Annotated in this window: 23 protein-coding genes and 1 pseudogene; 1 reads left to right on the top strand and 23 read right to left on the bottom strand. The window is 63.0% G+C overall.

Annotated features, from left to right (window positions below; genetic code table 11):
• Positions 1-75: 75 nt before the first annotated feature.
• From R2855_00590 to R2855_00545, 10 genes are all read right to left on the bottom strand, one after another.
• Positions 76-561: a c-type cytochrome gene (locus R2855_00590; GenBank protein ID MEZ4529498.1), complete on the bottom strand. Its 486-nt coding sequence runs from the start codon at positions 559-561 to the stop codon at positions 76-78.
• A 348-nt stretch (positions 562-909) separates the two neighbouring features.
• Positions 910-1,668: a hypothetical protein gene (locus R2855_00585; GenBank protein MEZ4529497.1), complete on the bottom strand. Its 759-nt coding sequence runs from the start codon at positions 1,666-1,668 to the stop codon at positions 910-912.
• Entirely contained in the window at positions 1,661-2,392 is a 732-nt protein-coding gene (locus R2855_00580) for an ABC transporter ATP-binding protein (GenBank protein ID MEZ4529496.1), read from the bottom strand. Before R2855_00580 ends, R2855_00585 begins: the two co-directional genes overlap by 8 nt.
• Positions 2,382-3,134: an ABC transporter ATP-binding protein gene (locus tag R2855_00575; GenBank protein ID MEZ4529495.1), complete on the bottom strand. Its 753-nt coding sequence runs from the start codon at positions 3,132-3,134 to the stop codon at positions 2,382-2,384. The genes R2855_00580 and R2855_00575 overlap by 11 nt, the downstream gene beginning before the upstream one ends.
• Entirely contained in the window at positions 3,131-4,123 is a 993-nt protein-coding gene (locus R2855_00570) for a branched-chain amino acid ABC transporter permease (GenBank protein ID MEZ4529494.1), read from the bottom strand. Before R2855_00570 ends, R2855_00575 begins: the two co-directional genes overlap by 4 nt.
• A 3-nt stretch (positions 4,124-4,126) precedes the next feature.
• Positions 4,127-4,990, bottom strand: a complete 864-nt coding sequence (locus R2855_00565) for a branched-chain amino acid ABC transporter permease (protein MEZ4529493.1) — start codon at positions 4,988-4,990, stop codon at positions 4,127-4,129.
• A gap of 98 nt (positions 4,991-5,088) precedes the next feature.
• The gene (locus tag R2855_00560; protein MEZ4529492.1) at positions 5,089-6,279 is read right to left on the bottom strand and encodes an ABC transporter substrate-binding protein; all 1,191 of its coding nucleotides are present in this window, start codon (positions 6,277-6,279) and stop codon (positions 5,089-5,091) included.
• A gap of 109 nt (positions 6,280-6,388) precedes the next feature.
• Positions 6,389-7,333 (bottom strand): 3-hydroxyacyl-CoA dehydrogenase NAD-binding domain-containing protein, encoded by a 945-nt coding sequence (locus R2855_00555; GenBank protein ID MEZ4529491.1) that lies wholly within the window; start codon positions 7,331-7,333, stop codon positions 6,389-6,391.
• A 132-nt stretch (positions 7,334-7,465) separates the two neighbouring features.
• Positions 7,466-8,218 (bottom strand): SDR family oxidoreductase, encoded by a 753-nt coding sequence (locus R2855_00550; GenBank protein MEZ4529490.1) that lies wholly within the window; start codon positions 8,216-8,218, stop codon positions 7,466-7,468.
• A gap of 162 nt (positions 8,219-8,380) precedes the next feature.
• Entirely contained in the window at positions 8,381-9,559 is a 1,179-nt protein-coding gene (locus R2855_00545) for an alanine--glyoxylate aminotransferase family protein (GenBank protein MEZ4529489.1), read from the bottom strand.
• A 59-nt stretch (positions 9,560-9,618) separates the two neighbouring features.
• On the opposite strand from R2855_00545, the gene R2855_00540 reads away from it, so the two are divergent.
• Positions 9,619-10,914 carry a DUF2254 domain-containing protein gene (locus R2855_00540; protein MEZ4529488.1) on the top strand — a complete coding sequence of 432 codons (1,296 nt, stop codon included), beginning with the start codon at positions 9,619-9,621 and terminating at the stop codon, positions 10,912-10,914.
• Positions 10,915-11,028: 114 nt separating this feature from the next.
• Here R2855_00540 and R2855_00535 read toward each other — a convergent pair whose 3' ends face one another.
• The 13 genes and pseudogenes from R2855_00535 to R2855_00475 all read right to left on the bottom strand — a co-directional run bounded on the left by R2855_00535 (position 11,029) and on the right by R2855_00475 (position 22,416).
• Positions 11,029-12,105, bottom strand: coding sequence for a BMP family ABC transporter substrate-binding protein (locus tag R2855_00535; protein ID MEZ4529487.1), 1,077 nt, complete (start codon positions 12,103-12,105; stop codon positions 11,029-11,031).
• A gap of 185 nt (positions 12,106-12,290) precedes the next feature.
• A complete protein-coding gene (tnpA, locus tag R2855_00530) occupies positions 12,291-12,761 on the bottom strand; it encodes an IS200/IS605 family transposase (GenBank protein ID MEZ4529486.1) in 471 nt (156 codons plus the stop codon).
• Positions 12,762-12,930: 169 nt separating this feature from the next.
• Complete coding sequence (locus R2855_00525) at positions 12,931-13,875, bottom strand: ABC transporter permease (protein ID MEZ4529485.1); 945 nt, start codon at positions 13,873-13,875, stop codon at positions 12,931-12,933.
• Positions 13,875-15,005 (bottom strand): ABC transporter permease, encoded by a 1,131-nt coding sequence (locus tag R2855_00520; protein ID MEZ4529484.1) that lies wholly within the window; start codon positions 15,003-15,005, stop codon positions 13,875-13,877. Before R2855_00520 ends, R2855_00525 begins: the two co-directional genes overlap by 1 nt.
• A complete protein-coding gene (locus R2855_00515; protein ID MEZ4529483.1) occupies positions 15,002-16,555 on the bottom strand; it encodes an ABC transporter ATP-binding protein in 1,554 nt (517 codons plus the stop codon). The genes R2855_00520 and R2855_00515 overlap by 4 nt, the downstream gene beginning before the upstream one ends.
• A gap of 346 nt (positions 16,556-16,901) precedes the next feature.
• Positions 16,902-17,666: an N-acyl homoserine lactonase family protein gene (locus R2855_00510; GenBank protein ID MEZ4529482.1), complete on the bottom strand. Its 765-nt coding sequence runs from the start codon at positions 17,664-17,666 to the stop codon at positions 16,902-16,904.
• On the bottom strand, positions 17,666-17,896 hold the full coding sequence (locus tag R2855_00505; protein MEZ4529481.1) for a hypothetical protein: 231 nt from the start codon (positions 17,894-17,896) through the stop codon (positions 17,666-17,668). The genes R2855_00510 and R2855_00505 overlap by 1 nt, the downstream gene beginning before the upstream one ends.
• Positions 17,896-19,035: a molybdopterin cofactor-binding domain-containing protein gene (locus R2855_00500; GenBank protein ID MEZ4529480.1), complete on the bottom strand. Its 1,140-nt coding sequence runs from the start codon at positions 19,033-19,035 to the stop codon at positions 17,896-17,898. The genes R2855_00505 and R2855_00500 overlap by 1 nt, the downstream gene beginning before the upstream one ends.
• Positions 19,036-19,077: 42 nt before the next feature.
• Positions 19,078-19,616, bottom strand: a pseudogene (locus tag R2855_00495) (molybdopterin cofactor-binding domain-containing protein).
• Entirely contained in the window at positions 19,565-20,212 is a 648-nt protein-coding gene (locus tag R2855_00490; protein MEZ4529479.1) for a hypothetical protein, read from the bottom strand. The pseudogene R2855_00495 and the gene R2855_00490 overlap by 52 nt, the downstream one beginning before the upstream one ends.
• A complete protein-coding gene (locus R2855_00485) occupies positions 20,209-20,544 on the bottom strand; it encodes a 2Fe-2S iron-sulfur cluster-binding protein (GenBank protein ID MEZ4529478.1) in 336 nt (111 codons plus the stop codon). The genes R2855_00490 and R2855_00485 overlap by 4 nt, the downstream gene beginning before the upstream one ends.
• Positions 20,545-20,707: 163 nt before the next feature.
• Positions 20,708-21,577 carry a xanthine dehydrogenase family protein subunit M gene (locus tag R2855_00480; protein MEZ4529477.1) on the bottom strand — a complete coding sequence of 290 codons (870 nt, stop codon included), beginning with the start codon at positions 21,575-21,577 and terminating at the stop codon, positions 20,708-20,710.
• On the bottom strand, positions 21,577-22,416 hold the full coding sequence (locus R2855_00475; protein MEZ4529476.1) for a class II aldolase/adducin family protein: 840 nt from the start codon (positions 22,414-22,416) through the stop codon (positions 21,577-21,579). The genes R2855_00480 and R2855_00475 overlap by 1 nt, the downstream gene beginning before the upstream one ends.
• Between the last annotated feature and the right edge of the window lie 105 nt (positions 22,417-22,521).

The raw sequence follows: 22,521 nt of genomic DNA, 5'->3' as shown, positions 1-22,521 counted from the left end.
AGCCGTCTGCGCTCAGCTCCCCGTCACCAGTGCCCGAACCCACCGTACTGACAACTGGAGACTGACGACTACGGACTAGCTTCCCTCGGCAGTGGCGATCTGGTCGCGGATATAGGCGATGATGCTGGCGAGCTGCATGTCGTTGACGCGGACTTCAGAAACCGCGGCTTGCGTGCCATGCCCCTCGCCGGTGCGGACGATGTCGAAGATTTCCTGATCGGTCAGCGCGATCGCCGGGCTATCGGCCGTGGTGAGCGCCGGGCCCTGACCCGCGCCGCTCGGCTGATGGCACTGCATGCACTGGAACTGGAACTGCTGTTGTCCGAGGCGGACATCGCCAACCGGCATTCCGGATTCGACAGGAGTGGCGCCAGAGGCAATCGCCGAGGCTGCCGCTTCGGCCGATTCTGTTGCCTGGGCGATCTGCTCGTCGCTCAACGTGGCGGTCGGCTTGATGCCAAGCGCCTTGTTGATGTCCTCTTCGCTGGCGCGGCCACAGGCAACGACCACAATGAGCACTGAAAGTAACGTGAGTGCCAGAACCGAGCCACGCTTCCGCATTCAGAATCCATCCGCGTCCGGAATTCCGGAACAGTGCCGTGCAGTCATCCGCGTCGATGCCGTTGCCAGTCGATGCGGCGAAGGGTAGCCGCGCAGCGCGAATCATGTCAACGCAACGAGCACGAAATGAGTAGTCAGTCTCCAGTTGCCAGTCGCCAGTCAGTTGCCAGTCGCCAGTCGCCAGTTGTCAGTCGCTAGTTGCCAGTTGCCAGTTGCCAGTTGCCAGTTGCCAGTTGCCAGTTGCCAGTTGCCAGCAAAATGATCCCCCAACACCGACGTCCACACCTGCCCCCTGACCACTGACTACTAACTACTGACTACTAACTGCTGCCTGCCGCGTGCTGCCTGCTACGGAAGCGAGAAATCGATCTCGTTGATGACCGCGTCGATTTTCCAACCGTCGTCGACCGGGATGAGAACGAACTCGAAGATCTTGTCCACCGGGATCAGGGCGGGATCGAGCGTGACCGTGGCGATGATGCCGCCATCGACGAGGGTGTGCAGCTCGATGGCGATGATGCGCGTCAACTCATCCGGGTCGTTCGGTTGCGGCGTGGCAACCGCAGGAAGATCGCCAGGTTGGAGAATCGTGGCCAGGTAGGCATCGGTGGCAAGCGCGTAGGCGCGCAACCGGTCACCGGCATTGAGGCAGGCGAAGAACGTCTCGATCGTCGCGACCGCCGCCCGTCCGGAATCTGACGAAGGGTCGATCCAATCTCCGGATGGCGGGCGTCCCACTGGCACGGCGGGCGTCGCGCTCGCCACGATGCGTTCCAGGTCATCCAGCGATCGCGGTTCGACAACGCACCTGGCTGGATCGGTATCGAACGCCGCCGGCGTTGCGTCGGCCGCGCGGATCGGCGGCACGCAGAGCAACGCCGTCACCAGCGCAAGAACCCCTCCCCCCACGATGGCCATCTTGAGCGCCGCGAACAATCGCTCCCGTGACCACCGGGAAGCACTGGCCCATGACGAAACCTTCAGTCCAAGCTGGGACAGGTGCGCAGCAGAAAAGAGCACCCACAGCAGATTGACCCGGCCGTACGCACGGCCGACATCGCCAACCGGCTGCTGACGACTGACGACCGGCAACTTACGACTACGCACCCGGCAAGTCGGCCTCGCCCGAGATGATGAGGTCGCCGAGCTGCGCCACATCGGTGATCTCGTCCCGTGTGAAGAGATGCTCGATGCTCCCCCGGTCCATCACCGCCACCCGGTCGGCCACATCGAGCGCGAAGTGCAGGTTCTGCTCCACAAGCAACACCGTCAACTGCTGTTCCCGCAGCCGCTCGATCACCTGGCGCACCGTTTCGACCAGAAGCGGCGCCAACCCCTCGGTCGGTTCGTCCATGATGAGCAACCGGGGATTGATGGTGAGCGCCCGGCTGATGGCGAGCATCGACTGCTCGCCGCCGGAGAGATTGCTCGCCATCGAGGTGCGCCGTTCTTCCAGCCGGGGAAAAGTCTCGTAGATCCAGGCGCGGGAAAAGGGGTTGCTGGCCGACTTCGGAGCCAGTTCCAGATGCTCTTCCACCGTGAGATTGCGAAAGATGCGGCGTCCCTGCGGCACCAGCCCGACACCCAGTCCCCGGCGCGCGGTGGCAGGAAGCTTGGTCAGATCGGTCTCGCCAAGTTCGATCGCCCCACGCTGCACCGGAACCAGCCCGGCGATCGCATTGACCAGCGTCGTCTTCCCGACACCGTTGCGCCCCACCAGCGCGGTCACCTGGCCACGCGGCACATCGAGCGTCGCGCCATGCAGGACATGGCTCATACCGTAGTAGACCTGCACATCGGCGATCGACAACATGGGCGTCTCACCGGCCAAGGTAGACCTCCTTCACGATCGGATCCTCGCGGATGACCTCGGACAGTCCATTGGCGATCACCACGCCGTTCTGCAACACGGTGAGCTGGTCGGTGAGATCGAAGATCACGCCGAGATCGTGCTCGATGATGAGCACCGTCAGATCGGCGGGGAAGGTGCGCACCAGATCGGTCAACGCGGCGGTCTCGGCGTTCGAGAGACCAGCGGTCGGCTCGTCGAGCAACAACACTGATGGGCGGGTGGCCAGCGCCATGGCGATCTCCAGCTGCCGTTGCTCCCCATACCCGAGCGAGCGCACCGTTCTCCACCCCAGATGCGCGATGTGGAGCCGCTCCAGCATGGCGTCGGCATCGGTGTTCGCCTGCGTTTGGTCCATGACCGGCGTCCACCAGCTCCCGGCCACGTTGTCGGCCATGCGCGTGGCCATCGCCACGTTCTCGCGCACGGTCAGGGACGGGAAGAGCGACGTGATCTGGAACGTCCGCGCCAAGCCCATCCGTGCCCGGTTGCGTGCCGGTTGCCGGGTCACATCGCTCCCGAGCAAGGTGATCGTCCCGCCGCTCGGAGTGTTGAGCCCGGAAATGCTGTTGAAGAGCGTCGTCTTTCCCGATCCGTTGGGACCGAGAATGCCGTGCCGGCTCCCCTGGCGCACGGTCAAATCGACCTCGGACAGCGCCACGATGCCGCCGAAACGGACCGTCAGCTTCTGAACCGCCAGCGCGGTTTGCGGCACGGCGCTCATTCGGTCGGCACCGCGTTGCTCGGACCGGGAACCGGTGGGACCGAGCGGTTACGCCGGTTGCGGATGATGGCGGGAATCGAGGCAATGCCACCGGGCAACGCCACCACGGCAATAACGTAGAGCGCCCCGAGCAGCATCGGCCAATACTGCGTTTGACCAGTGATGTAGGTCTTGAGAATATGCAGTCCGCCCCCGGCCATGAACGGTCCCCAGAGCGATCCCGCTCCTCCGATCACCACCGACAACAGGAACTGGGCCGAGAGCCGCCAGTCGAGCGTTCCCGGACCGACATACCCGTTGAAGAATGCGCTGAGCACCCCGAACACCGCGCCGGCCCCGGCCGCGATGGAAAACGCGGCCGCTCGTCGCGCCGCGACGTGGTACCCCAGGGTCGCCATGCGCGTCTCGTTCTCCCGAATCCCCAGCAGGCTGGCGCCAAAGGCGCTCCGGGCGATACGGACCAACACGAAACAGACCAGCACCGTGCAGAGCAGGGTGAAATAGAAGAAACCGTCCGTGGTCTTCAGATTCCACCAGCTCACCCCGAGCGACGGCCGCGGAATACCTGGAAGCCCGTTTTCCCCGCCGGTGAAGCTGCCCCCGCGTGTCGCGATTCCCCAGCAAACCTGCCCGAACGCGAGCATGATGGTGAGAAAGGCGAGCCCGCGCATGCGCACCGCCAGCGGCGCGAACGCCACCGCAATGGCGATCGAAACGAGGATGCCCAGCAGCGCGCCCAGCCAGGGATTCAGGTCGTACCGCTGAATGCCGATCGCCGTGCCATACCCGGCAATCCCGAAGAACGCCGCGTGCCCCAGCGACGGGAGACCGGTGAACCCGACCAGAATATCGAGCCCCATCGCCACCCCGGCGAAGATGAGCGCCTGGGTGAGCAACCCCGTCCAATAGTTGCCGAACACAAAGGGAATCAGACAGCACACGAGCGCCCCGGCCAGCAACACGCGTTCGTCTCGCATGATCGCGCGCATGGCTCAACCCACCGTCGTCTTGCCGAGCAGCCCGCGCGGCCGCAACAGCAGTATGAGAATCACCGGCACGAACAGGGTGAAATAGCTCAGCTCCGGGAACTTCGCCTTGCCATAGGCGTCGATCAACCCCACCGCCATGCTGGCGATGAATGCGCCCGAAAGACTGCCGATTCCACCAACCACCACCACCACGACCGCCAGCAGCAGGACCTCGAATTCGAGCCCGATGGAGAGTCCGAGCACCGGCGCGCCCAGCACCCCGGTCATCCCGGCCAGCGCGGAACCGATGGCGAACACGGCGGCGAACACAAGATCGACCCGAATGCCCATGGCGGCGGCCATCTCCCGGTCGTCCACGCAGGCGCGCACGATGGCGCCTACCCGGGATCGCTCCCAGACGAAATAGAGCACGACGCCGATCACGCAGGCCAGCGCGATGAGCATGAGCCGGTATTGCGGGTAGAAGACGCCGAGCACATCGCGCGAACCGCGCAACGGTTCGGGCGGGCGCATCAGCTTGGGGGTGCCACCCCAGAAATAGAGCACGGCGTTGCTAATGATGAAAGCGAGTCCCAGGGTAAGCAGCACCTGATTGAACGGGCTGCCGAGCAAGGTGCGCGAAAACGATTGCTGGATGAGCACCCCAAGGACTCCGGCCGCCACCGCCCCCGCGATGACCGCCAGAATGAAACTGCCGGTTCGCTCGTTGACCGTATAGCCAACGTAACCCCCGAACAAAAACAACGCCCCATGCGCCAGATTGAGGATGCGCATCAGGCCAAAGATCACCGTCAGCCCGCTCGCCAGGAAGAAGAGCAGCGCCCCGGTCGTGAGTCCGTTGAGTGTCTGAAAAACCCAGAATCGCATGGCAATCGTTCCGCGTTCCGGAGATGTGTGTTCGTCGTGCCGTCAAGTATGGATGGTGTCGAGCCGTCCCGGATGTTCCGGGACGGCCCGAGGAACCGCTACGCCGCCGGCGTCCAGTTCTGATCGACACCGTCGACGGTTTCGATGATCTGCTGCACCGGACCGCCGTCACCCTCGACCACCTCGGTCACATAGATGGTCCGCACGGCCTGGCCGTGATCGTCGAAGGTGAATTGCCCGGACGGCGTGGCCACATCGGTCGCCGCCAGCGCATCCAGGAACGCCTGCTCATCGCCCATACCGCCAGCGCGGGTCAGCGCATCGGCCACGATCATGGCGCTCAGATAGCCCTCGTAGTCATAGGTGCCGGGCAGCCGGTCCTGGCCGGACGCCTTGAAGGCTTCGAGATACGCGGCATTCTCCGGCGAATCGATGCTGGGCGTGTAGCCGCCCGTCTGCACCAATCCAAGCGCGGTGTCGCCCATTTCACCCAGAACGCCTGCGGTGAAGTAGTCCGGAGCGACCAGCGCCACGTTCGGGGTCATGCCGAAATCGGCCATTTGCTGCGCGAACGCGAGCGCGCCCGGTCCCGCAAAGAACGCATAGGCCACGTCGATGCTGGTCGGGTCGACCTGGCTGATGAAGGGACCATAGTCGGTGGTGCCCAGCGGCGGCTTCTGCTGCGAGACGATCTCACCACCGGCGGCGGTGAAGGTATCGGCAAAGCCGTTCACCCGCTCTTCACCAACGATGAAATCCCAGGCGAAGGTGGCCGCTTTGGTCTTGCCCATTTCGGCAGCCGTGTACCAGCCCAGCACCCGATCCTGCTGCCCATTGGCCAGCGCGGTGCGGAAGACGTACGGGCTGCGGTCCGGACCGGTCGCCACCTGCGCGCCGCCCACCGAGAGAATGAGCGGGATCTCTTCCGTGGCGGCGTATTCGGCAATCGGCGGCACGACCGCCGAGTTGACGATACCCATCAGCAGATCGACCCCTTCCTCACCGACCAGGCGGCGCGCCTGATCGAGCGCCTGCTGGGGATCGCCTGCCGTGTCAGCGAAAACGAGCTCGACCGGAACCCCGGCGACCTCATTGCCAATCGAGTCGAAATAGAGCTGGATACCCGCATTGACCTGTTCACCGAAAACGGCGAACGAACCAGTCGTGGGATTGAGCACACCGATCTTGATCGGCCCGCTCGCGCCTGGTGTGGCGTCTTGCGCGATCGCAACACCCAGACCAGAAATTGCGAAGGAAACTGCCAACACCAATGTCAGAAGTCGTTTCATCGGAATTCCTCCTTCGATTGTCCGTTTTCGATTGTTCAGTGTCCAAAATCCAGTGTCCAGCGGAAGCCCAGCGCTCTGGACTCTGGACACCGGACACTGGACGTTCGTACTAGCTCATCAACGCCTTGCGGGTTGCCACCAACAGGCGACCGCGCTTCTGCGCCAGCTCGGCGATCTGCTCCGGCGTGTACTCGAAGAGGCCGCCCTGGGTCTTGAGTCCCAGCTTGCCTTCCTCGACCTTCTCGGTGACGGTGCTGGAGATACCCGTGTTGTTGCTGAGGTCCTTGTTCAGGTAGCTGGCAACCGCGGTGTAGATATCCAGCCCGGCGACATCGAGCAATTCCAGCGGACCGATGACGGCCAGCTTGTAGCCGATGCCCCATTTGGTGATGGTGTCGATATCCTGCGCCGAGGCAACGCCTTCGTCCAGCAGGTGCAGCGCCTCGCGCATGATCGCGTAGAGGATGCGGTTCTCGACGAAACCCGGCACATCCTTGTCGACCGTGCCCGCCACCATGCCGATCTTCGCGATGATCTCCTTGATCGTCTCGACGGTGGCTCCGTCGGTCTGCGCGCCCTTGATCACCTCGATCACCGGGATCAGGTGCGGCGGGTTCGACCAGTGCATACCCACGACGCGGTTCGGCTCACTGATCCCCTCTTGCAATGTGGTGATAGGGATACCCGAGGTATTGGACGCCAGGATCACACCCGGCTTCGCCTGCTTGGCGAGATCCTCGAAGACCGCCTTCTTGATCTCCAGCCGCTCCGGCACCGTCTCGACCACGAAATCGGCGGCGCCCACGGCTTCGGCCTGATTGGTCGTGAGCGTAATGCGCCCCTTGGCGGCTTCGGCCTCCTCAGCGGTCAGAAAACCGCCGCCGACCAGCGTCTTGAAGACGAAATCGATCGTGCCCCTGGCCTTCTCGATCTGATCGTCCTTGATATCTGAGAGGTAGGTGTCGAAGCCATAGCGGGCAAACGTCGCCGCCATACCCGGCCCCATGGTTCCGGCGCCAACCACCGCGACAGTCTTGATGTTCTCGATGCTCATCGTGTTCCTTTCCGTACAACGAACGTGACTAACTTCCCAGACGACTCGTGTCGAAACCAGAGACCCTTCCCTACAACCGAAGCGTCTCAGGACTCCGGACTCCGGACTCCGGACTCCGGACTCCGCCCCCGCCTAATGCATGCTGATCCCGCCGCCAATATTGATGGCGGAACCGTTGATGAACTTCGCCTCTGGCGAGCAGAGGAAGACGATCAAACCGGCGATGTCCTCCGGCTTCTCGTGCTGGTGCAACGGCATGTGCGATTCCACATAGTCGAAATGCGCCTGCAGGAACGCCGCCCGCGTGCCCGGGGTATCGAGCAACGTCGGTGTGACATAGACGGTGGTGATGCCCCGTGGGCCGAGCTCATTGGCCAGCTCGCGGGTAAGCCCGAGCACGGCCGCCTTGCTGGTGACGTAATGGGCCATGCCCGGCGTGCCCATCCAGACCGTATCCGACCCGATATTGATGATCTTGCCGTCGCCCTGTTCGGTCATGGCGGGAACGACCGCCTTGGTGGCCAGGAAGACGCCATCGACATTGACCTTCATCCGCTTCTGCCATTCGGCGTAGGTCAGCTCGTCGAACGGGGTGCCCGTGAAAAGACCGGCGTTGTTGATGAGCACATCGATCCGCCCGAAATTCTTGAGCGTCGTGGCGGCCAGCTTGGCCATATCTTTCTCAGAGGTGACATCCGCCTTGACGTAGATCACCTTGTTGCCGCGTTTCGCCTTCTTCAGCTCGGCAGCCAATTCGCGGCCGTCGGCGATATCGGCAATGACCACCGCCGCGCCTTCATCGACCAGCCGCCGGGCGAGCACCGCTCCGATCTCGCCCGCGCCGCCAGTGATGATGACGACGCGGTCCTTCACACTGATTGCCATACTCGTTTCCTTTCTTCAACGGGCCGCCTGACCCCGTTGCCTGATAGCGAATGTCGTGGCGGGACCCGTGCCCGCCTCGTTGTGGCGGGACCTGTTCCCGCCCCGTTGTCCTGACGGGACCCGTGCCTGCCTCGTTGTCCTGACGGGGCACGGGCGCCGCCACTACGATGCTCCTTCTGCCCAATCGTCCAGCGCGGCCATGGCCGCCCCGACACCAGCGCCAAGCTCGACCTTCCACCCCATGTCATGCAGGCTGCGCTCCCAAACCGCGAGTTGCGCGGCCAGGTTTGCCGGATGCGCGGCCATGCCCATATGACCGAGACGGAAGAGCTTGCCGTAGAGTTCGCCATACCCCGGCGAGATCATCACGCCGTACCGCTCGCGCATCAGCCCGCGCATCTTTTCCTCGTCGAGCCCGTCCGGGACCCTGACCGCAGTGACGCATGAAGCGCTGATCTCTTCCCGTGCCGGCCAGAGCTCGAACCCCAACGCGTTCGCGCCTTCCCGGGCAGCCTTGGCGATCGTCTGATGCCGCCAGGCGACATGCTCCATTCCCTCTTCCAGATTCTGGGCGAGGGTCGATTCGAGCGCGTACATCTCGCTGACGGACGGCGTGTATGGGAAACGGTTTCCCTCCAGCCAGGCGTCTTTCCAGTCGAGAATCGAAAGGAAGGAACCGCGCAACGGCTTGGCATGCTTTTCCATCGCCTCCCAGGCGGCCGGACTGATCGACATCAGCGAGAGCCCCGGGGTACCGGAGAGGCATTTCTGCGGCCCAGCGATGGCGATATCCAGCCCCCACTCCTCCGGGCTGAGCACCTCCGCGCCGAGCCCGGAAACGGTATCGACCATGGTCAACACCCCAAACTCGTGCGCGATGTTGCCGATCTCCTTGACCGGGTTGTGCGTGCCGGACGGGGTCTCGGAATGGACGACGGAGAGATACTTCACGCCGGGATTGGCATGCAGCGCTTTGCGCACATCCTCCGGATCGATCGCCTCGTTGTAGGGAACCGCGACCTCGATCGTCTCGCCGCCGAACTTGTCGATAAAGAGCTGGAACCATTTGCCGAAGACCCCGGAGACGAGGTTGAGCACCTTGTCGCCCGGCTCGATCAAGCTGGCCGCGGCGGCCTCCAACCCCAGGATCGCTTCCCCCTGCATCATGATCACGTCGTAATCAGTGCGATAAACCTGCTTCAACAGGTCCTGCGTATGCGCGAAGAGTTCCTTGAAGGCAGGGTCATAGTGATAGAGCACCGGTTTGGCAAGATCACGGCGGGTGCGGTCGGGCACTTCCACCGGTCCTCCGGCCATGTTGAATCGTGGCCAGTCGGTCATGGGATTGCTCCTTTTGACTTATGTGAGACGGATGAAAACGGCACATACAATTGGGCGCCATGAGTTGGAGTCTTCGCTTCAAACTGCGTGAATTTCTGAAGAACAGCCTTTGGCTGGTGCCCGTCATTGGGGTCGTCATCTGCATCCTTGCCCAGCGGCTGGTAAGCAACCTCGACGATCGTTGGGATCCGCCGAGTGGCCTGACCTTTACTCCCAGCACTGCCAGCACGATGCTCTCGGCGATCATCAGCGCGTCGATCAGCCTGATCGGATTCATGCTGACCATCCTGGTGCTGGTGGTGCAGATCTCCGGATCGTCCTATTCGCCGCGCACGTTGCTCTTCGTCTTTCGCAATCAGCAGCTCAAGCTTTCGCTGGGCCTCTTCGTCGGCACGCTGGTTTTTGCGTTTCTGTCGATGGGCCAGATCTCCGACACCAGCGCCAACAACCTGAGCGTCATCGTTTGCGCCACTCTGGTGCTGTTCAGCATCCTGTTTTTCCTGCAAAGCCTCAGCCAATTGATGCACGGCATTCGTCCAGCCAAGATGGCCGACCGGGTGACGAAGACAGGGCACCAGGTGATCGCCGAGGTCTATCCCGATCCGGCCCCGACCGAATGGGATGCCGCCTATCGCAATGTCTTGCCAAACACGGCTCCCACCCGAAAGGTGTTCCACAGCGGCGACGGAGCGGTGCTGCAGGCCGCCGATGTGACAGGGCTGCTGAAACTGGCGATCGCGCACGACGCGCTGATCGTGCTGCCGATAGCGGCCGGAGATTTTCTGCGCTACCGCGGGATGGCCTTCGAGATCTATGGGGGCACGACCCTGCCGGGAGACAAGACACTGTTGGGTCATCTCGCCCTCGGTTCCGAACGCACCCCGGAGCAAGATCCCGCCTTTGCTTTGCGGGTGGTGGTCGATATCTCGCTCAAAGCGCTTTCTCCGGCCATCAACGACCCCACCACCGGCGAGCAGTTGCTCGACCGGGTGGAAGACCTCTTGACAGATTTGGTGCAGCGCGATCTGCATACCGGTGTCTTTCGCGATGAGCGGGGCACGCCCCGTCTCGTCTATCCCTCCCCAACCTGGGAAGATTTTCTGCTCCTCGGTCTCACCGAGATCCGTCTCTACGGCGGAACGAATCCGCAGATCTGCCGCCGTCTGGGAGCGCTGCTGAACAATCTGCTCGAGGTTGCGCCGGACTATCGCCGCGCGGTCATTCGCGAAGAGCAGGCGCGTTTGCGCCGCAACCTCGAACAGAATTTCCCCGATCCGTTCGATCGGGCGATTGCGAGCGTGCCGGATACCCAGGGTTTGGGCGTCACCGATCTACCCACCGTCGTTTCCACCTGACCGCTTGCCAAGCGGATACCATGTTCCTGCGATGGCGGGGGGTGGTGCAGGCCCCCGGTCATCGCGTTCCAGGGCGGAACGGGCGAGGCCTGCCCGCCCGTTCCGCGAATCTGGTTAGGAGTACCCGAGCTCGCTGAGCTTGGTCTTGACACCCTCGGCGTCACCAACGGCCGAAACCGTCACCGTGCCGGCGATGATGTCTTCCTGCGCCTTCGCGACTGCATCCTTGGTCTCCTGCGAGACGCTGTCCGGCAAGTCGAGCAGGCGGACGCCGCCGTTCTCGACGTTCATCGTGTAGACCTGGCCGAAGTCGGGCGTGCCGACATTGGCAATGATCTGCTCGTACACGCCGGTGTAGTCGAAGAGCACCGAGGTCAACAGCACATCGCTGTAATCGGCGCTCTTGTCGCCGATGACGTCGATGAACCAGGCCGGGCTATCGGGATTGGCCTCGTTGTGCTCGCGAATCGCCTCGATCATGCCGAAGGAGGCGCCGTCGCCCATGCCGAAGATGATGTCGGCGCCGGCGGCGAGCTGCTGCTCGGTGACGCGCTTGGCGCCCGCGGCATCGTCGTAGGCGGCCTCACCGATGACCGAGTAGATCAGCTTGGCGTCCGGATTGCTGGCCTTGAGACCTTCGGCAAAGCCGACGGTCATGTAGTTCCAGGTCGGCGGCTCGCCAGAGACCACCACACCCACGGTGCCGGTGGTCGTGCTGAGACCGGCCAGAACACCGGCCAGGTAAGCCACTTCCTGCGCCTGGGTCTCGATATCGGCCACCAGATCGCCGATGGCGTTCGGGTTCTCGATGACCGCCACCGGCACGCCATCAGATGCGGCGAAGTCCGGGCAGGTGGTCTGATAGCCACTGGCGTGGCAGATGATCAGACCGGCGCCTTCATCCGCCAGGTCCTTGAGGGCCGGGGTGATGTCATCGTACCCGCCGTTCTCTTGCACGAGCGCTTCGATGCCAAACGCCTCAGCGGCCGCCATCACGCCATCGGCGCCCTGCTGGTCCCATCCGAGATTGGTCATCGAGCTGGGGGTGATCAGCGCAACCTTGCTGATCGAGGTTGTCATCGACTCAGGAGTTGCGTCCTGCGCCGAAATCGCAGCGAACGACCCGAACGTGAGCATCGCAACGAGGGCGGTCACGAACAGGTATCGCGTCGTACCACGAACACGAGTCATGGGCCTGTCTCCTTTCTGACTGGTCCAGTTCTCTCTATCGCGCCGAGAACCGCTCCCGCGCGGGGGTGCATCGGTCCTGTTGTTCCCGATGCACCCCGGCGAGGGGCCCTGGCTCATGCGTTCCCCACCGTGAACGGTGGGGCTACGAGAAGCCAAGGGTCTCCGACCCTGACAATGAGATTCGACTATGCGAACGATCCCTCCTTCTCGCGAGAGTCGACGTGTGAAACGTCGTTGAAACCGTCCCGTTCGATACGCTCGTAGTCGTCGATCAGCCGACGCGTCGCGTGACGTTCCGGCTGATGATTGACATAGTCGACTACGGTTTGCAACGATCGTTCGCTGAACGAATTGACGCCGTATTCGCGTTGCCATCCAGGCCAGGGATGCTCTGCACGCTGCAGTTCGTGTCCGAGCAGATGACTGCTCGTCCCCTTGAGCGCATTGAGCACTTCAGCAATCGAGTACTTTGGAGGCACGGAAATGGCGACATGCACATGGTCGGGCATCATGCCAATTGCCCAGACCTTCGCGTTGTGATCGTCGGCGATCCCATAAACCGTTCGCCGCACAATCGACTCGATCTGTTGGTCGATCACCGGCTCGCGGTATTTCGTCGTCCAGACGAGGTGATAGAACAACCGCCACCACGTCATCGTGCGGCCCTTCTACGCATTGCTGCTTCCGCAACGCCACGCGCGGTCGAACTCAGGGTCGGAGACCCTTGGCTTCTCATAGCCCCACCGTTCACGGTGGGGTGCACCCCGTTCACGACGGGGAGCACCCCGCTCACGTTGATGGACGCCGCCACGAAGTCAGCCTCCATCACCGTTGCCCTCGCGCATACGGAACGCCCAGCGCCGCCGGGACCGTGGTCCGCCGCGCCAGCACGATCATCGCGATCATGATGCCGATATACGGGAACATCCCGATGAACTCGGTGCGCACATCCACCCCGATGATTTGCAGACTGTCGCCCAGCGCATTCAGCATGCCGAACAAGATGGCGGCGAACGCGATCTTCCACGGATTCCACCCGCCGATCATGGTGATCGCCAGCGCGATGAATCCCTGCCCGACCGTCATCCCGATCGTGAAGATCTTCAGGTCGGCCACCGCCAGGAACGCCCCCGCGAACCCGGCCATGATCCCGGCCAGCGCCATTGCCAGATAGCGCACCTGGACCACGTTCACACCCGCCGCATCGGCCGCGAATGGGTTCTCGCCCACCGCGCGCACGTTCAGCCCGAACCTCGTCCGCGTGAGCAGGAAGGCAAACACCGGCACCAGCAACCAGGCAATGTAGAAGAGCAACTGCCGGTCGAAAAGCGCTTTGCCGATGATGGGAATATCGGCCAGCAGCGGAATGCGCACCGTCATCGGGCGCACCGAGGCCGAAACGTTCTGCCCCCCGAAGAGATCGCGGAAGAGATAGCCCGTCAACCCGGCGGCAAAGATCGTGATCGCCAAACCGACCAGCACCTGATCGACGCGCAACGACACCGTCAGGAACGCGAAAAGCATCGCCATCGCCAAACCGGCAGCCATTCCCGCCAGCAGGCCATACGTCACGCTCTCGGTGTGATAGGCAGCGTAGAACCCGAAGAAGCAGCCGGAAAGCATCATCCCTTCGATGCCGAGGTTCAGCAAACCCGATTTCTGGGCAAAGACATCGCCCATCGAAGCGAGCACGAGCGGCACCGCCCGCAAGAGTCCGGTGGCCAGAATGGCGGTCAGGAAATCGGCCAGATCGATGCCATTGATCGTCATTACGACGTCTCCAACCCTTCCAGCGCGCTGGGGCCGATCGAGGTTTCCGGTTCCACCCGGTCGTCCGGCCGCCCCCGCAGCCGCTCGGAGATGACATGCCAGCGACGCTCCAGATAGACCGCCACCGCGAAGCAGATGAGCATCAAGCCTTCGAGCATTTCCACGAAGTAGGTCGGCACATCCGCGCGCCGCGGCATCGAATCGCCGCCGACCAGCAGGAACGAGAAGAAGAAGGCGAAGGGAATGATGAGCAAGCTGTTCAAGCGCGCCAGATAGACCAGCGCGAACGCGGTGAACCCGTAACCCGGATTCCAGTTGGCCTTGAAGAGCCCCTGCACACCCAGCACGTCATTCGCCCCGGCCAATCCCGCAAACGCGCCGGAGAGCAGCAACGCCGACCCGGCCAACCGCCCCACCGGCAGCCCGGCATGGATGGCCGCTTTGCGGTTGCGCCCCACCACGTCGATGCAGAAACCGTAGACCGTCGAGCGGAAGACGATTGCCACCACCACCACGCAAAGCAACCCGACGATCAGGCCGATATGCACCTCGGTGCCGGGGATGAAAGGCAGCCGGTCTTCCAATGGGATCTGCTTCGTTTGCGGCGCGACGACGTCCGGGTTCTTGAACGGCCCCTTCACCAACCAGGCGCAAACGTTGACCGCCACGTAGTTCATCATCAGCGTCGTGATGATCTCGTTCAGGCTGAACTTGACCATCAGCAACGCCGGAATCACCGCCCAGAGCAGCCCCCCGACGATGCCGGCCAGCGCGGCGATCAGCCACATGAGCGGATTCGGCACCGATCCGGCCACCGCCGCTCCCGCCACACCGGCCAGCAGCGCCCCGACCATGAACTGCCCATCGATACCGATGTTCCAGACGCTGGCGCGCAGGGCGATCAACAACCCGGCGCTGACGATCAGCATCGGCGCCATTTTCTTGAAGGTCTCGGTCAGTCCGCCGCTGTTGAGCAGCCCGCGCTCGAAGAGGATGCGGTAGGCGTGCAACGCATCCTTGCCATTGGCTTCCAGGAAGATGCCGCCAATCACGAACGCCATGACGATCGCGAGCACGCTGCTGGCGATGGGCAAGATGCTGATCCCGGACATGCGCGCGCGTTCGTTCATGCGGCGCTCTCCTGGACAGCAGACCGGCCGGACAGCATCAAGCGGCCGATGGTTTCCACATCGACCTGAGCGCGGTCGAAGGTCTCCACGATCTCGCCGTTGTAGATCACGCCGATACGGTCACTGATCTCGAGAATCTCATCCAGCTCCGATGAGATCAGCAGCACGGCCTTGCCGCTGTCGGCTTCCTCGCGCAGCGTCTTGAGCACGAACTGCGCGGTCTTGAGATCAAGTCCGTAGGTCGGCTTGTTGCAGACGATCACAGTCGGATTCATCGCCAGCTCGCGCGCCAGCATCAGCTTTTGGATGTTGCCGCCCGACAGCAGGGTGATGCGCGTATCGGCGCTTGGGGTCTTGACGGAGAACTGCTCGATCAGCTTGTTGGCATTCTCTTCGATCGCCTTGCGGTTCAGGAAGATACCGTTGGAAAACGGCGACCGGGTGATGGTTTTCAGCGCGGCGTTCTGCGCCACGCTCATACCGGGCACCACGCCCTCGCCCATGCGGTCGTCGGTGATGTAACCGATCCCCGCTTTGGAAAGGGTCGCCACGCCTTTGTTGGTGAAGTCCTTGTCGTCGAAGATGAGGCGGCCGCCGGTGGTCTTGCGTTGCCCGGCGATGATCTCGCCCAGCTCTTTCTGACCGTTGCCATCGACTCCGGCGATCCCGTAGATCTCCCCTGCCCGCAGTTGGAGCGAGAGGTTGCGGATCGCCATCTCTCCCCGGTCTCCCATCGCGGAAACGCCAACGAGCTCCAACAGCGTCTTGCCGGTGGCGACATGTTGCTGGAACGTTTCGGCCGCCGCCGGCATCCCGCCGAACATCGTCTCCACGATCTTCTGCCGTGCCCCGGCGCGTCCCGCTGCCGCGATCTCCACAGGCCCGAGCTCGCCCACATTCTTGCCACCGCGCAAGATGGTGACCCGGTCGCTGACGTCGAGCGCCTCTTCCAGCTTGTGCGTGATGATGACGACCGACACACCCTCTTCCCGCAACCGCTTCAGGATGCGGAAGAGCCCGTCGACCTCAGAAGGGGTGAGCACCGAGGTCGGCTCGTCCAGCAAGAGCACGCGTGTGCCGCGGAAGAGGACCTTCACGATCTCCACCCGCTGCCGCTGCCCGATCGAGAGATGGCGCACCTCGGTATTGGGATCGGTGTTGAGCTCGAACCCGGCCAGCAGTTCCTTGAGTTGTTGCTCTCCTCGGCTGAGATTGAGAACGAAGCCGGTCTTGGTGCCGAGCATGACGTTTTCGATGACGGAGAGATTCGGCACCAGGGTGAAATGCTGGTAAACGGTGCCAATACCCAGCGCCAGCGCCTCGGACGGCGAACCGATCGTGACCGGTTTGCCATCGAGCGTGATACTCCCGGCGTCGGGTTGGTACATCCCGGAAAGGATGTTCATCAGGGTCGTCTTGCCGGCCCCGTTTTCGCCCAGCACGGCATGGATCTCGCCCGGATAGAGGGTGAGATGCACCTGGTCGTTGGCCTGCACCGGCCCGAACCGCTTGTCGATGCCAACCATCGTCACGATTGGCTGGGTTGTCACCGTTCCATCCGTCATTGCATCCGTCGTCCCCACCAAAGTGGAAAGACCTCTCGTCGAAGGGCCGCGCGGTTCGAACCCGCGCCATCGCCCCGGTTTGTCATTCTGAGCGCAGCGAAGAATCTCTCTCCATCAGCGCCCACTTCATCAATGTGGCGGGACCTATGCCCACTTCATCGTCGTAGTGGCGGGACCTGTGCCCGCCATCACGTTGCGTACGTCCGTTATCGGGCTTCGCCCGATCGCAGGGCAGACACGCCCTCCACTACGACCGAAATCGTCTCGGGGCTCAGGACTCAGGACCCAGAACTCCGGCCCCAGGACTCCGGACTCCGGACCCCCGACCCCGTCACTCCCCGTAAAACTCCGGCGCCTTCTTGTACCCCTTGAAGCTCTCGGGGTCGTGCGAAAAGAAGATGCGTCCTCCGATCTTCTGGGTCAGATTCTCGATCTTGTACATCGACTCCAGGAGCTCACGGGGATCGGAATGCAGCCCCATGAGCACCTTGTTGTAGAGGTTGTGCGGGTTGTAGGCGACGTCCACCGGGAAGACCATTGGCGCCTCACCGGTGGGACGAACGACAAACGAGTAATGCCCCTCGGAATGACCCGGGGTTTCGATCAGGCTGACCCCCGGAGCCACTTCGTACTCGAATCCGTGCAGCGGCGGCAGCAACGTGAACTTGCCACCCGGAATCTCGACCAGGTTCTTGTCGTACCCCAGCCGTTCCCACGGATCGGGCACATAGGCATGCCGCAGCTCGGTCTTGCTCATGATGAATTGCGCGCCCGGGAAATACCGGTTGCCCGAGCAATGGTCGAAATGCAGATGGGAATTGACGACGATGTCGATCTCTTCCGGCCGCACCCCGATGCTCGCCAGCTGAGCGACGATGGTCTGGTCTTCGCTCTGCTCCGGTTTCTCGAACGGCAGGTTCCGCTCCACCCAATCCTTCTCGAACCCGGTATCGAGCAGCACCTTCTTGTCACCGGTGTCGACATAGACCGCAAAGACCGGGAAGCGGTATTCGATCCCCTGACCGTGGTTCCAGGTGACGAACGACATATCGAGCATGAGCGTGCCCATGTCGAGCAGATAAACGCGTGTTGCCATCAGATGCCCTCCTCTTCACACCCGGCCGAAAGGAGCCAGTGGTTGTCGAACAAAACGTTGATCTCGTAGGTCTCGAGCCAGAAGCGCCAGCGCGCCTCGGCTTCGTCGTGCTCGTCGGTCTGCTCCAGACTGCGCTCCGGGTCGATCCAAACGCCCTCGTTGAGCAGCCGCGCCGGAAGCGGTGTACCCGAAATTGCCGAACGTGCCCGAACTTCGTACTTCTTGCCCACTAATCGTTCTCCACAGCGGCGCCAACTCGTTCTGCATGCTGCGTGCTGCCTGCTGCCTGCTGCCGTTGCTGCGCCCGCCAGACGCGCTCGGGCGTGGCAGGCAGCTCGTGCAGGTCGATGCCAAGATCGCCCAACGCGGTTGTCACCGCCGCAATCGCCCCCGCCAGCGCGCCCTCTCCGACCCCCTTGGAACCATACGGCCCAGGACCGTCGGCATTCTCCACGATGGTCGAGCGGTGCGAATCCGGCAGGTCGAGCATAGTCGGGATGTGGTAGTCGAAGAGCGAGCCGTTGGTCAGTTGCCCGCTGGATGGGTCGTAAATCATCTCTTCGTAGATGGCGTTGCCGATGCCCTGCATCAGACCGCCCATCTCCTGGGTCTCTACCTGTTTGGGATTGAGCGCCTTGCCGACATCGGCCACGCTGGCAGTCTTGAGCAGGGTGATCTTGCCGGTATCGGGATCGACTTCCAGCTCGATTCCCCCGATGCAGACCTCCCAAAAAACCGGTCCTTCGGCATAGGAGCCGCTGCCGTGCTCCGGCCGCACCTCGCCCCGGCCGATCAGCTCACCGCCGACCATGCCGAAATGCGCCTTGATGAGATCGGGATAGGTAATCGATTCGTCCTCGTGCCAGATGGCGCCATCGCGCATCTCGAGCGCTTCTTTCGGCAATCCGAACTTCTGACTGGCGATATCGAACAACTGCTCGCGCAATTCCGTTCCGGAACGCAGAACCGCCATTCCCGCCAGCGTGGTCGAACGGCTGGCGCCAGTCGAACGGTCGTACGGCGTCACCTGGGTGTCGCCCCCCATGACCCGTACATGATCGACGGTCAACGCCAGTTCTTCCGCAACGATCTGGCTGAACACCGTGCGCGCCCCCTGCCCCATATCGGTCGAGGAGACATAGAGCACGACCTTGCCATCGGCTTCCATACGCGCGAACGCGGTGCTGACCGGGTGCGCGCCCGCCGCCAGCAACCCAACGCTCACCCCACGCCCGACATTCGCCGGCTTGGGGGAATCCCAATCGAGATTGTTGGCGCACTTGCGAATGTCGCCTTTGAGGTCCGCGTCGAGCGGTTTGCCGCCCGGACGCACGTACTCGCCCGGCTCCAGCAGGTTGAGCTCACGCATCTCCACCCCGTCGAGCCCGCAACGACGGCCGATCTCGTCGATCTGGCATTCGCCCACCCATTGCAGGTGCGACGCGCCGAACGCGCGATACGATCCGGCGGGAGAGGTGTTCGTGTAGACGCCCCAGGCATTGACATCGACCGCGGTCCAGCGGTAGGGACCGGGCGCCGCGTCCGCCCCGGTGGCAACCACCCGCGGCCCATTGTCGGCATACGCGCCGGTATCGAACCAGGCGCGCACCTCGCGGGCCAGCAGGGTGCCATCCTTGCGAGCCCCCGTGCGCATCCACGCCTTCATGCCATGCCGTCGGGTCGTGACCATCGATTCGTCGACGCTGTTCTGGATCCGCACCGGACGTTTCGCCTTGCGGGCGAGCGCGACCGTGATCGGTTCCATCTTGGTGTACGACTTGCTGCCGAACCCGCCCCCAGCCAGGGAACCACGATGCGCACGCTGGCGACCGGAAGCTGGAAAAGATCGGCAATCTCGGCCCGCACCAGGAAGGGATGCTGGCAGTTGGAATGCAACGTCACCTCATCGCCGGCGTGATTCCACTCGGCGATGGTGGTGTGGGTTTCCATGGCGTATTGATAGACCGCCGGGAAAGCGTACTCCCTTCCACCACGATATCGGCTTCGGCAAAAGCGGCGTCCAGATCCCCCCGGCCAAATTGATGGTGATAGCAATAGTTCCCGGGATCGAGCTTGAACTCGCCCAACCCATGGAAGAGCCCCTTGCGCAGCAGCTCGGTGACATGCAGATGCGGCGCATCCTCGGCGAGCGCCTCGTCGATGGAAAGCACCGCCTCCATCGGCTCGTAGTCGATCTCCACCAAGTCGGCCGCATCGGCGGCGATCTCCGGTGTCTCGGCCGCGATCGCCACCACCGGCTCACCCGCGAACCGCACCCGATCGATGGCGATCAGGGGACGGTCCTTGATGGCATGCCCGTAGTAGGGATCGATGTCGAGCACATCGTCTCCGGTCATGACGGTGATCACGCCCGGCAATGCCTTGGCGGCGCGTGCGTCGATGCGGGTGATCTTCGCGGCCGCGAACGGGCTCCGGATCAACTTCCCGTAGACCATGCCCGGAATGACCAGATCGCCCGCGAACTTCGTTTCGCCGATCGCCTTGGCGCGCGCGTCGATCCGGGGGGTATCGGTTCCGACAGTCATTGGTCCCCCTCCTGCAGCCGCTTGGCCGCGCGTTCGACCGCGTCGATGATGTTCCAGTAGCCAGTGCAGCGGCAGAGATTGCTGCTCAGGTTCTGCTCGATCTCGGCGCGGGTCGGATTCGGGTTGTCCGCCAACAACGCCTTGACCGCCAGAACCATGCCAGGCGTGCAGAAGCCGCATTGAATGGCCGATTCCGCGATGAACGCTTCCTGCACCGGATCGAGCGATCCATTGCGCGCGAGCCCTCCACGGTGACGATCTCTTTGCCGGTCGCCTCGTACGCCAGCGTGCAGCACGAACTGACCGGCAACCCATCGACGAGCACCGTGCACGCCCCGCAGACCTGCGAATCGCAGGAGCGCTTGGTTCCCTTGAGATTCAGGTCGTCGCGGATGAAATCGAGCAACATGCGCCGCGCTTCGACCGGCTTGCGGACACGCTGCCCATTGACAGTGGTCTCGACGGTAATCTGGGTGTTCAGTTCGGTTGCGGTGCTCATGATTGGCGAGCCTTCGCTTGATCGGCGGCGTTCTGCAACGCCTTCTGGACGTAAACAGCCACCAGGTGACGCTTGTAGTCGGCCGATTCGAAACCCTCTTCGTCGATCTCGGCCTCGCTCGCGGCGAGCATTCCGGCCTGTTGGAAGAGGGGCAGTCCCGATTCCTGTCCGCGGATCGTCTCTTCCACGGTACGCATTCGCTGTGGTTTCGGACCAACCGAACCGACGACCACCCGCGCATCGTCGATGACGCCATCCTTCACCGACACCGCCGCCGCCACGGTGGCAACCGGGCGCTCATGGGTCTTGAACCGCTGGTACGAAACCCCGGTCGTGTTCCAGAGGGCTGGCAACGTGATCTTCGTCATGATCTCGTCAGCCTGCCGGTCGGTCTCCAGCAGTCCGTGAAAGAACTCCTCCACCGGCACCTCGCGGCTGCCATCGGACGATTCCAGCGTGACCGATGCCTCGATCGCGGCCAGCAACGTGGCTGGATCGGAATGCGGTTCGGCGAAACAGAGATTGCCTCCGATGGTGCCCGCCGCCCGCACCCGCGTGTTGGCGATGATTCCTTCCAGCGCGGCGAAATACGGCGCGTGCTCCCGCACCAGCGGGTTGCGCGCGATGTCGCGATGGGTCGCCAACGCGCCGATGGTCAGCGCGCCGGATTCCGCTCGGGCGATCTCCCGCAGCCCATCGATCTTCTTGATATCGATCAGTCGGTTGACCGGGGTCAGCCGTTCCTTCATGACGATCAGCAGTTCGGTGCCGCCCGCGTACACCGCGGCGTCATCGCCAAACTGCCGCAGCAACGCGGACGCGTCCGAAACCGAACGGGGCGCGTGGATTTCGATCGGCGCAAGCATCAGACCACCTCCCGAACTGGCGCGCGCATCGACCGCTCCGCCCCGTCATCCGTAGCAGAGGGCCTCCGTGCCCTCTCGTCGTCCGGCGCGTGTCCGGCCCCCTCCGCATCTTTCGTAGCAGAGGGCCTCCGTGCCCTCTCGTCGTCCGGCGCGTACCCCGCACGCTCCACTTCGCGGATCAGGTAGTTCCAATAATTCCCGATGAACTCGTCACGGTACTTGTCCTGATAGACCGTACTGGCCATCTCATCCGACATCGGCGTCAGCTCGCCGAACGAGCGCGCGATCGACTGAATCTGCAGCACCCGCTCCAGTGTCAACGCGGTGTAGACCACCCAGGGCAGCGTCTTGCCGGTGACCAGCACGCCATGCCCGCGCATGATCACCACGCGTTTCTGGCCCAATGCCGCCGCCACCGATTCCCCCTGCTCCGGGGTCATGATCAGTTCGGCGGTCTTGTCGAAGTACGCCAATCCGTCATAGAAGAGGACCGCGTCGTGATTGATCATCTCCAGCTTGGCGTCGGTGGCGCCGAAAGCGGTCGAGTAGAGCGGGTGCGTGTGCACCACCGCGTGCACATCCGGCCGGGCGCGGTAAACCGAGGTATGCAGCACCGATTCGAGATGGACCGGGCCGTTCCCCGCCAACCGATTTCCATCCAGATCGATGGTGAGCAGCGCGTCGTCGGTCACTTCTTCCAGGCCGATGCCGTTGCGTTTCATGATGACCGTGTCGCCGTCACGCACGCTGACATGCCCCAGGGTGTAATCCCCATGGCCCTGCATGCCAAGAATCCGGCACGCCCAAACAAGTTGCTCGCGAAGATACTGATCAGACACGGTGCGCTCCACGGGTGGAAATGGGAAATAGGAAATGGGAAAGGGAAAGGTCGTGCGGTTCGCGCCGCACACCTGAACATCGATGCCTCGCGGCAACCCTCGTCG

This window comes from Thermomicrobiales bacterium (assembly GCA_041390825.1).
In the GTDB taxonomy this organism is placed as follows: domain Bacteria; phylum Chloroflexota; class Chloroflexia; order Thermomicrobiales; family UBA6265; genus JAMLHN01.
The sequence above is the reverse complement of the archived record's forward strand: the minus strand, read 5'-3'. Positions and strand labels throughout refer to the sequence as shown.

Bases quoted from the DNA above. Each gene is read 5' to 3' on its own strand.
- R2855_00510 (MEZ4529482.1), bottom strand. From the start codon at position 17,666: ATGGCAACACGCGTTTATCTGCTCGACATGGGCACGCTCATGCTCGAT.
- R2855_00590 (MEZ4529498.1), bottom strand. From the start codon at position 561: ATGCGGAAGCGTGGCTCGGTTCTGGCACTCACGTTACTTTCAGTGCTC.
- tnpA (MEZ4529486.1), bottom strand. From the start codon at position 12,761: ATGACGTGGTGGCGGTTGTTCTATCACCTCGTCTGGACGACGAAATAC.
- R2855_00535 (MEZ4529487.1), bottom strand. From the start codon at position 12,105: ATGACTCGTGTTCGTGGTACGACGCGATACCTGTTCGTGACCGCCCTC.
- R2855_00575 (MEZ4529495.1), bottom strand. From the start codon at position 3,134: ATGAGCGCCGTGCCGCAAACCGCGCTGGCGGTTCAGAAGCTGACGGTC.
- R2855_00555 (MEZ4529491.1), bottom strand. From the start codon at position 7,333: ATGAGCATCGAGAACATCAAGACTGTCGCGGTGGTTGGCGCCGGAACC.
- R2855_00490 (MEZ4529479.1), bottom strand. From the start codon at position 20,212: ATGACTGTCGGAACCGATACCCCCCGGATCGACGCGCGCGCCAAGGCG.
- R2855_00500 (MEZ4529480.1), bottom strand. From the start codon at position 19,035: ATGCGTGAGCTCAACCTGCTGGAGCCGGGCGAGTACGTGCGTCCGGGC.
- R2855_00565 (MEZ4529493.1), bottom strand. From the start codon at position 4,990: ATGCGATTCTGGGTTTTTCAGACACTCAACGGACTCACGACCGGGGCG.
- R2855_00520 (MEZ4529484.1), bottom strand. From the start codon at position 15,005: ATGAACGAACGCGCGCGCATGTCCGGGATCAGCATCTTGCCCATCGCC.
- R2855_00545 (MEZ4529489.1), bottom strand. From the start codon at position 9,559: ATGACCGACTGGCCACGATTCAACATGGCCGGAGGACCGGTGGAAGTG.
- R2855_00525 (MEZ4529485.1), bottom strand. From the start codon at position 13,875: ATGACGATCAATGGCATCGATCTGGCCGATTTCCTGACCGCCATTCTG.
- R2855_00480 (MEZ4529477.1), bottom strand. From the start codon at position 21,577: ATGCTTGCGCCGATCGAAATCCACGCGCCCCGTTCGGTTTCGGACGCG.
- R2855_00560 (MEZ4529492.1), bottom strand. From the start codon at position 6,279: ATGAAACGACTTCTGACATTGGTGTTGGCAGTTTCCTTCGCAATTTCT.
- R2855_00570 (MEZ4529494.1), bottom strand. From the start codon at position 4,123: ATGCGCGCGATCATGCGAGACGAACGCGTGTTGCTGGCCGGGGCGCTC.
- R2855_00550 (MEZ4529490.1), bottom strand. From the start codon at position 8,218: ATGGCAATCAGTGTGAAGGACCGCGTCGTCATCATCACTGGCGGCGCG.
- R2855_00540 (MEZ4529488.1), top strand. From the start codon at position 9,619: ATGAGTTGGAGTCTTCGCTTCAAACTGCGTGAATTTCTGAAGAACAGC.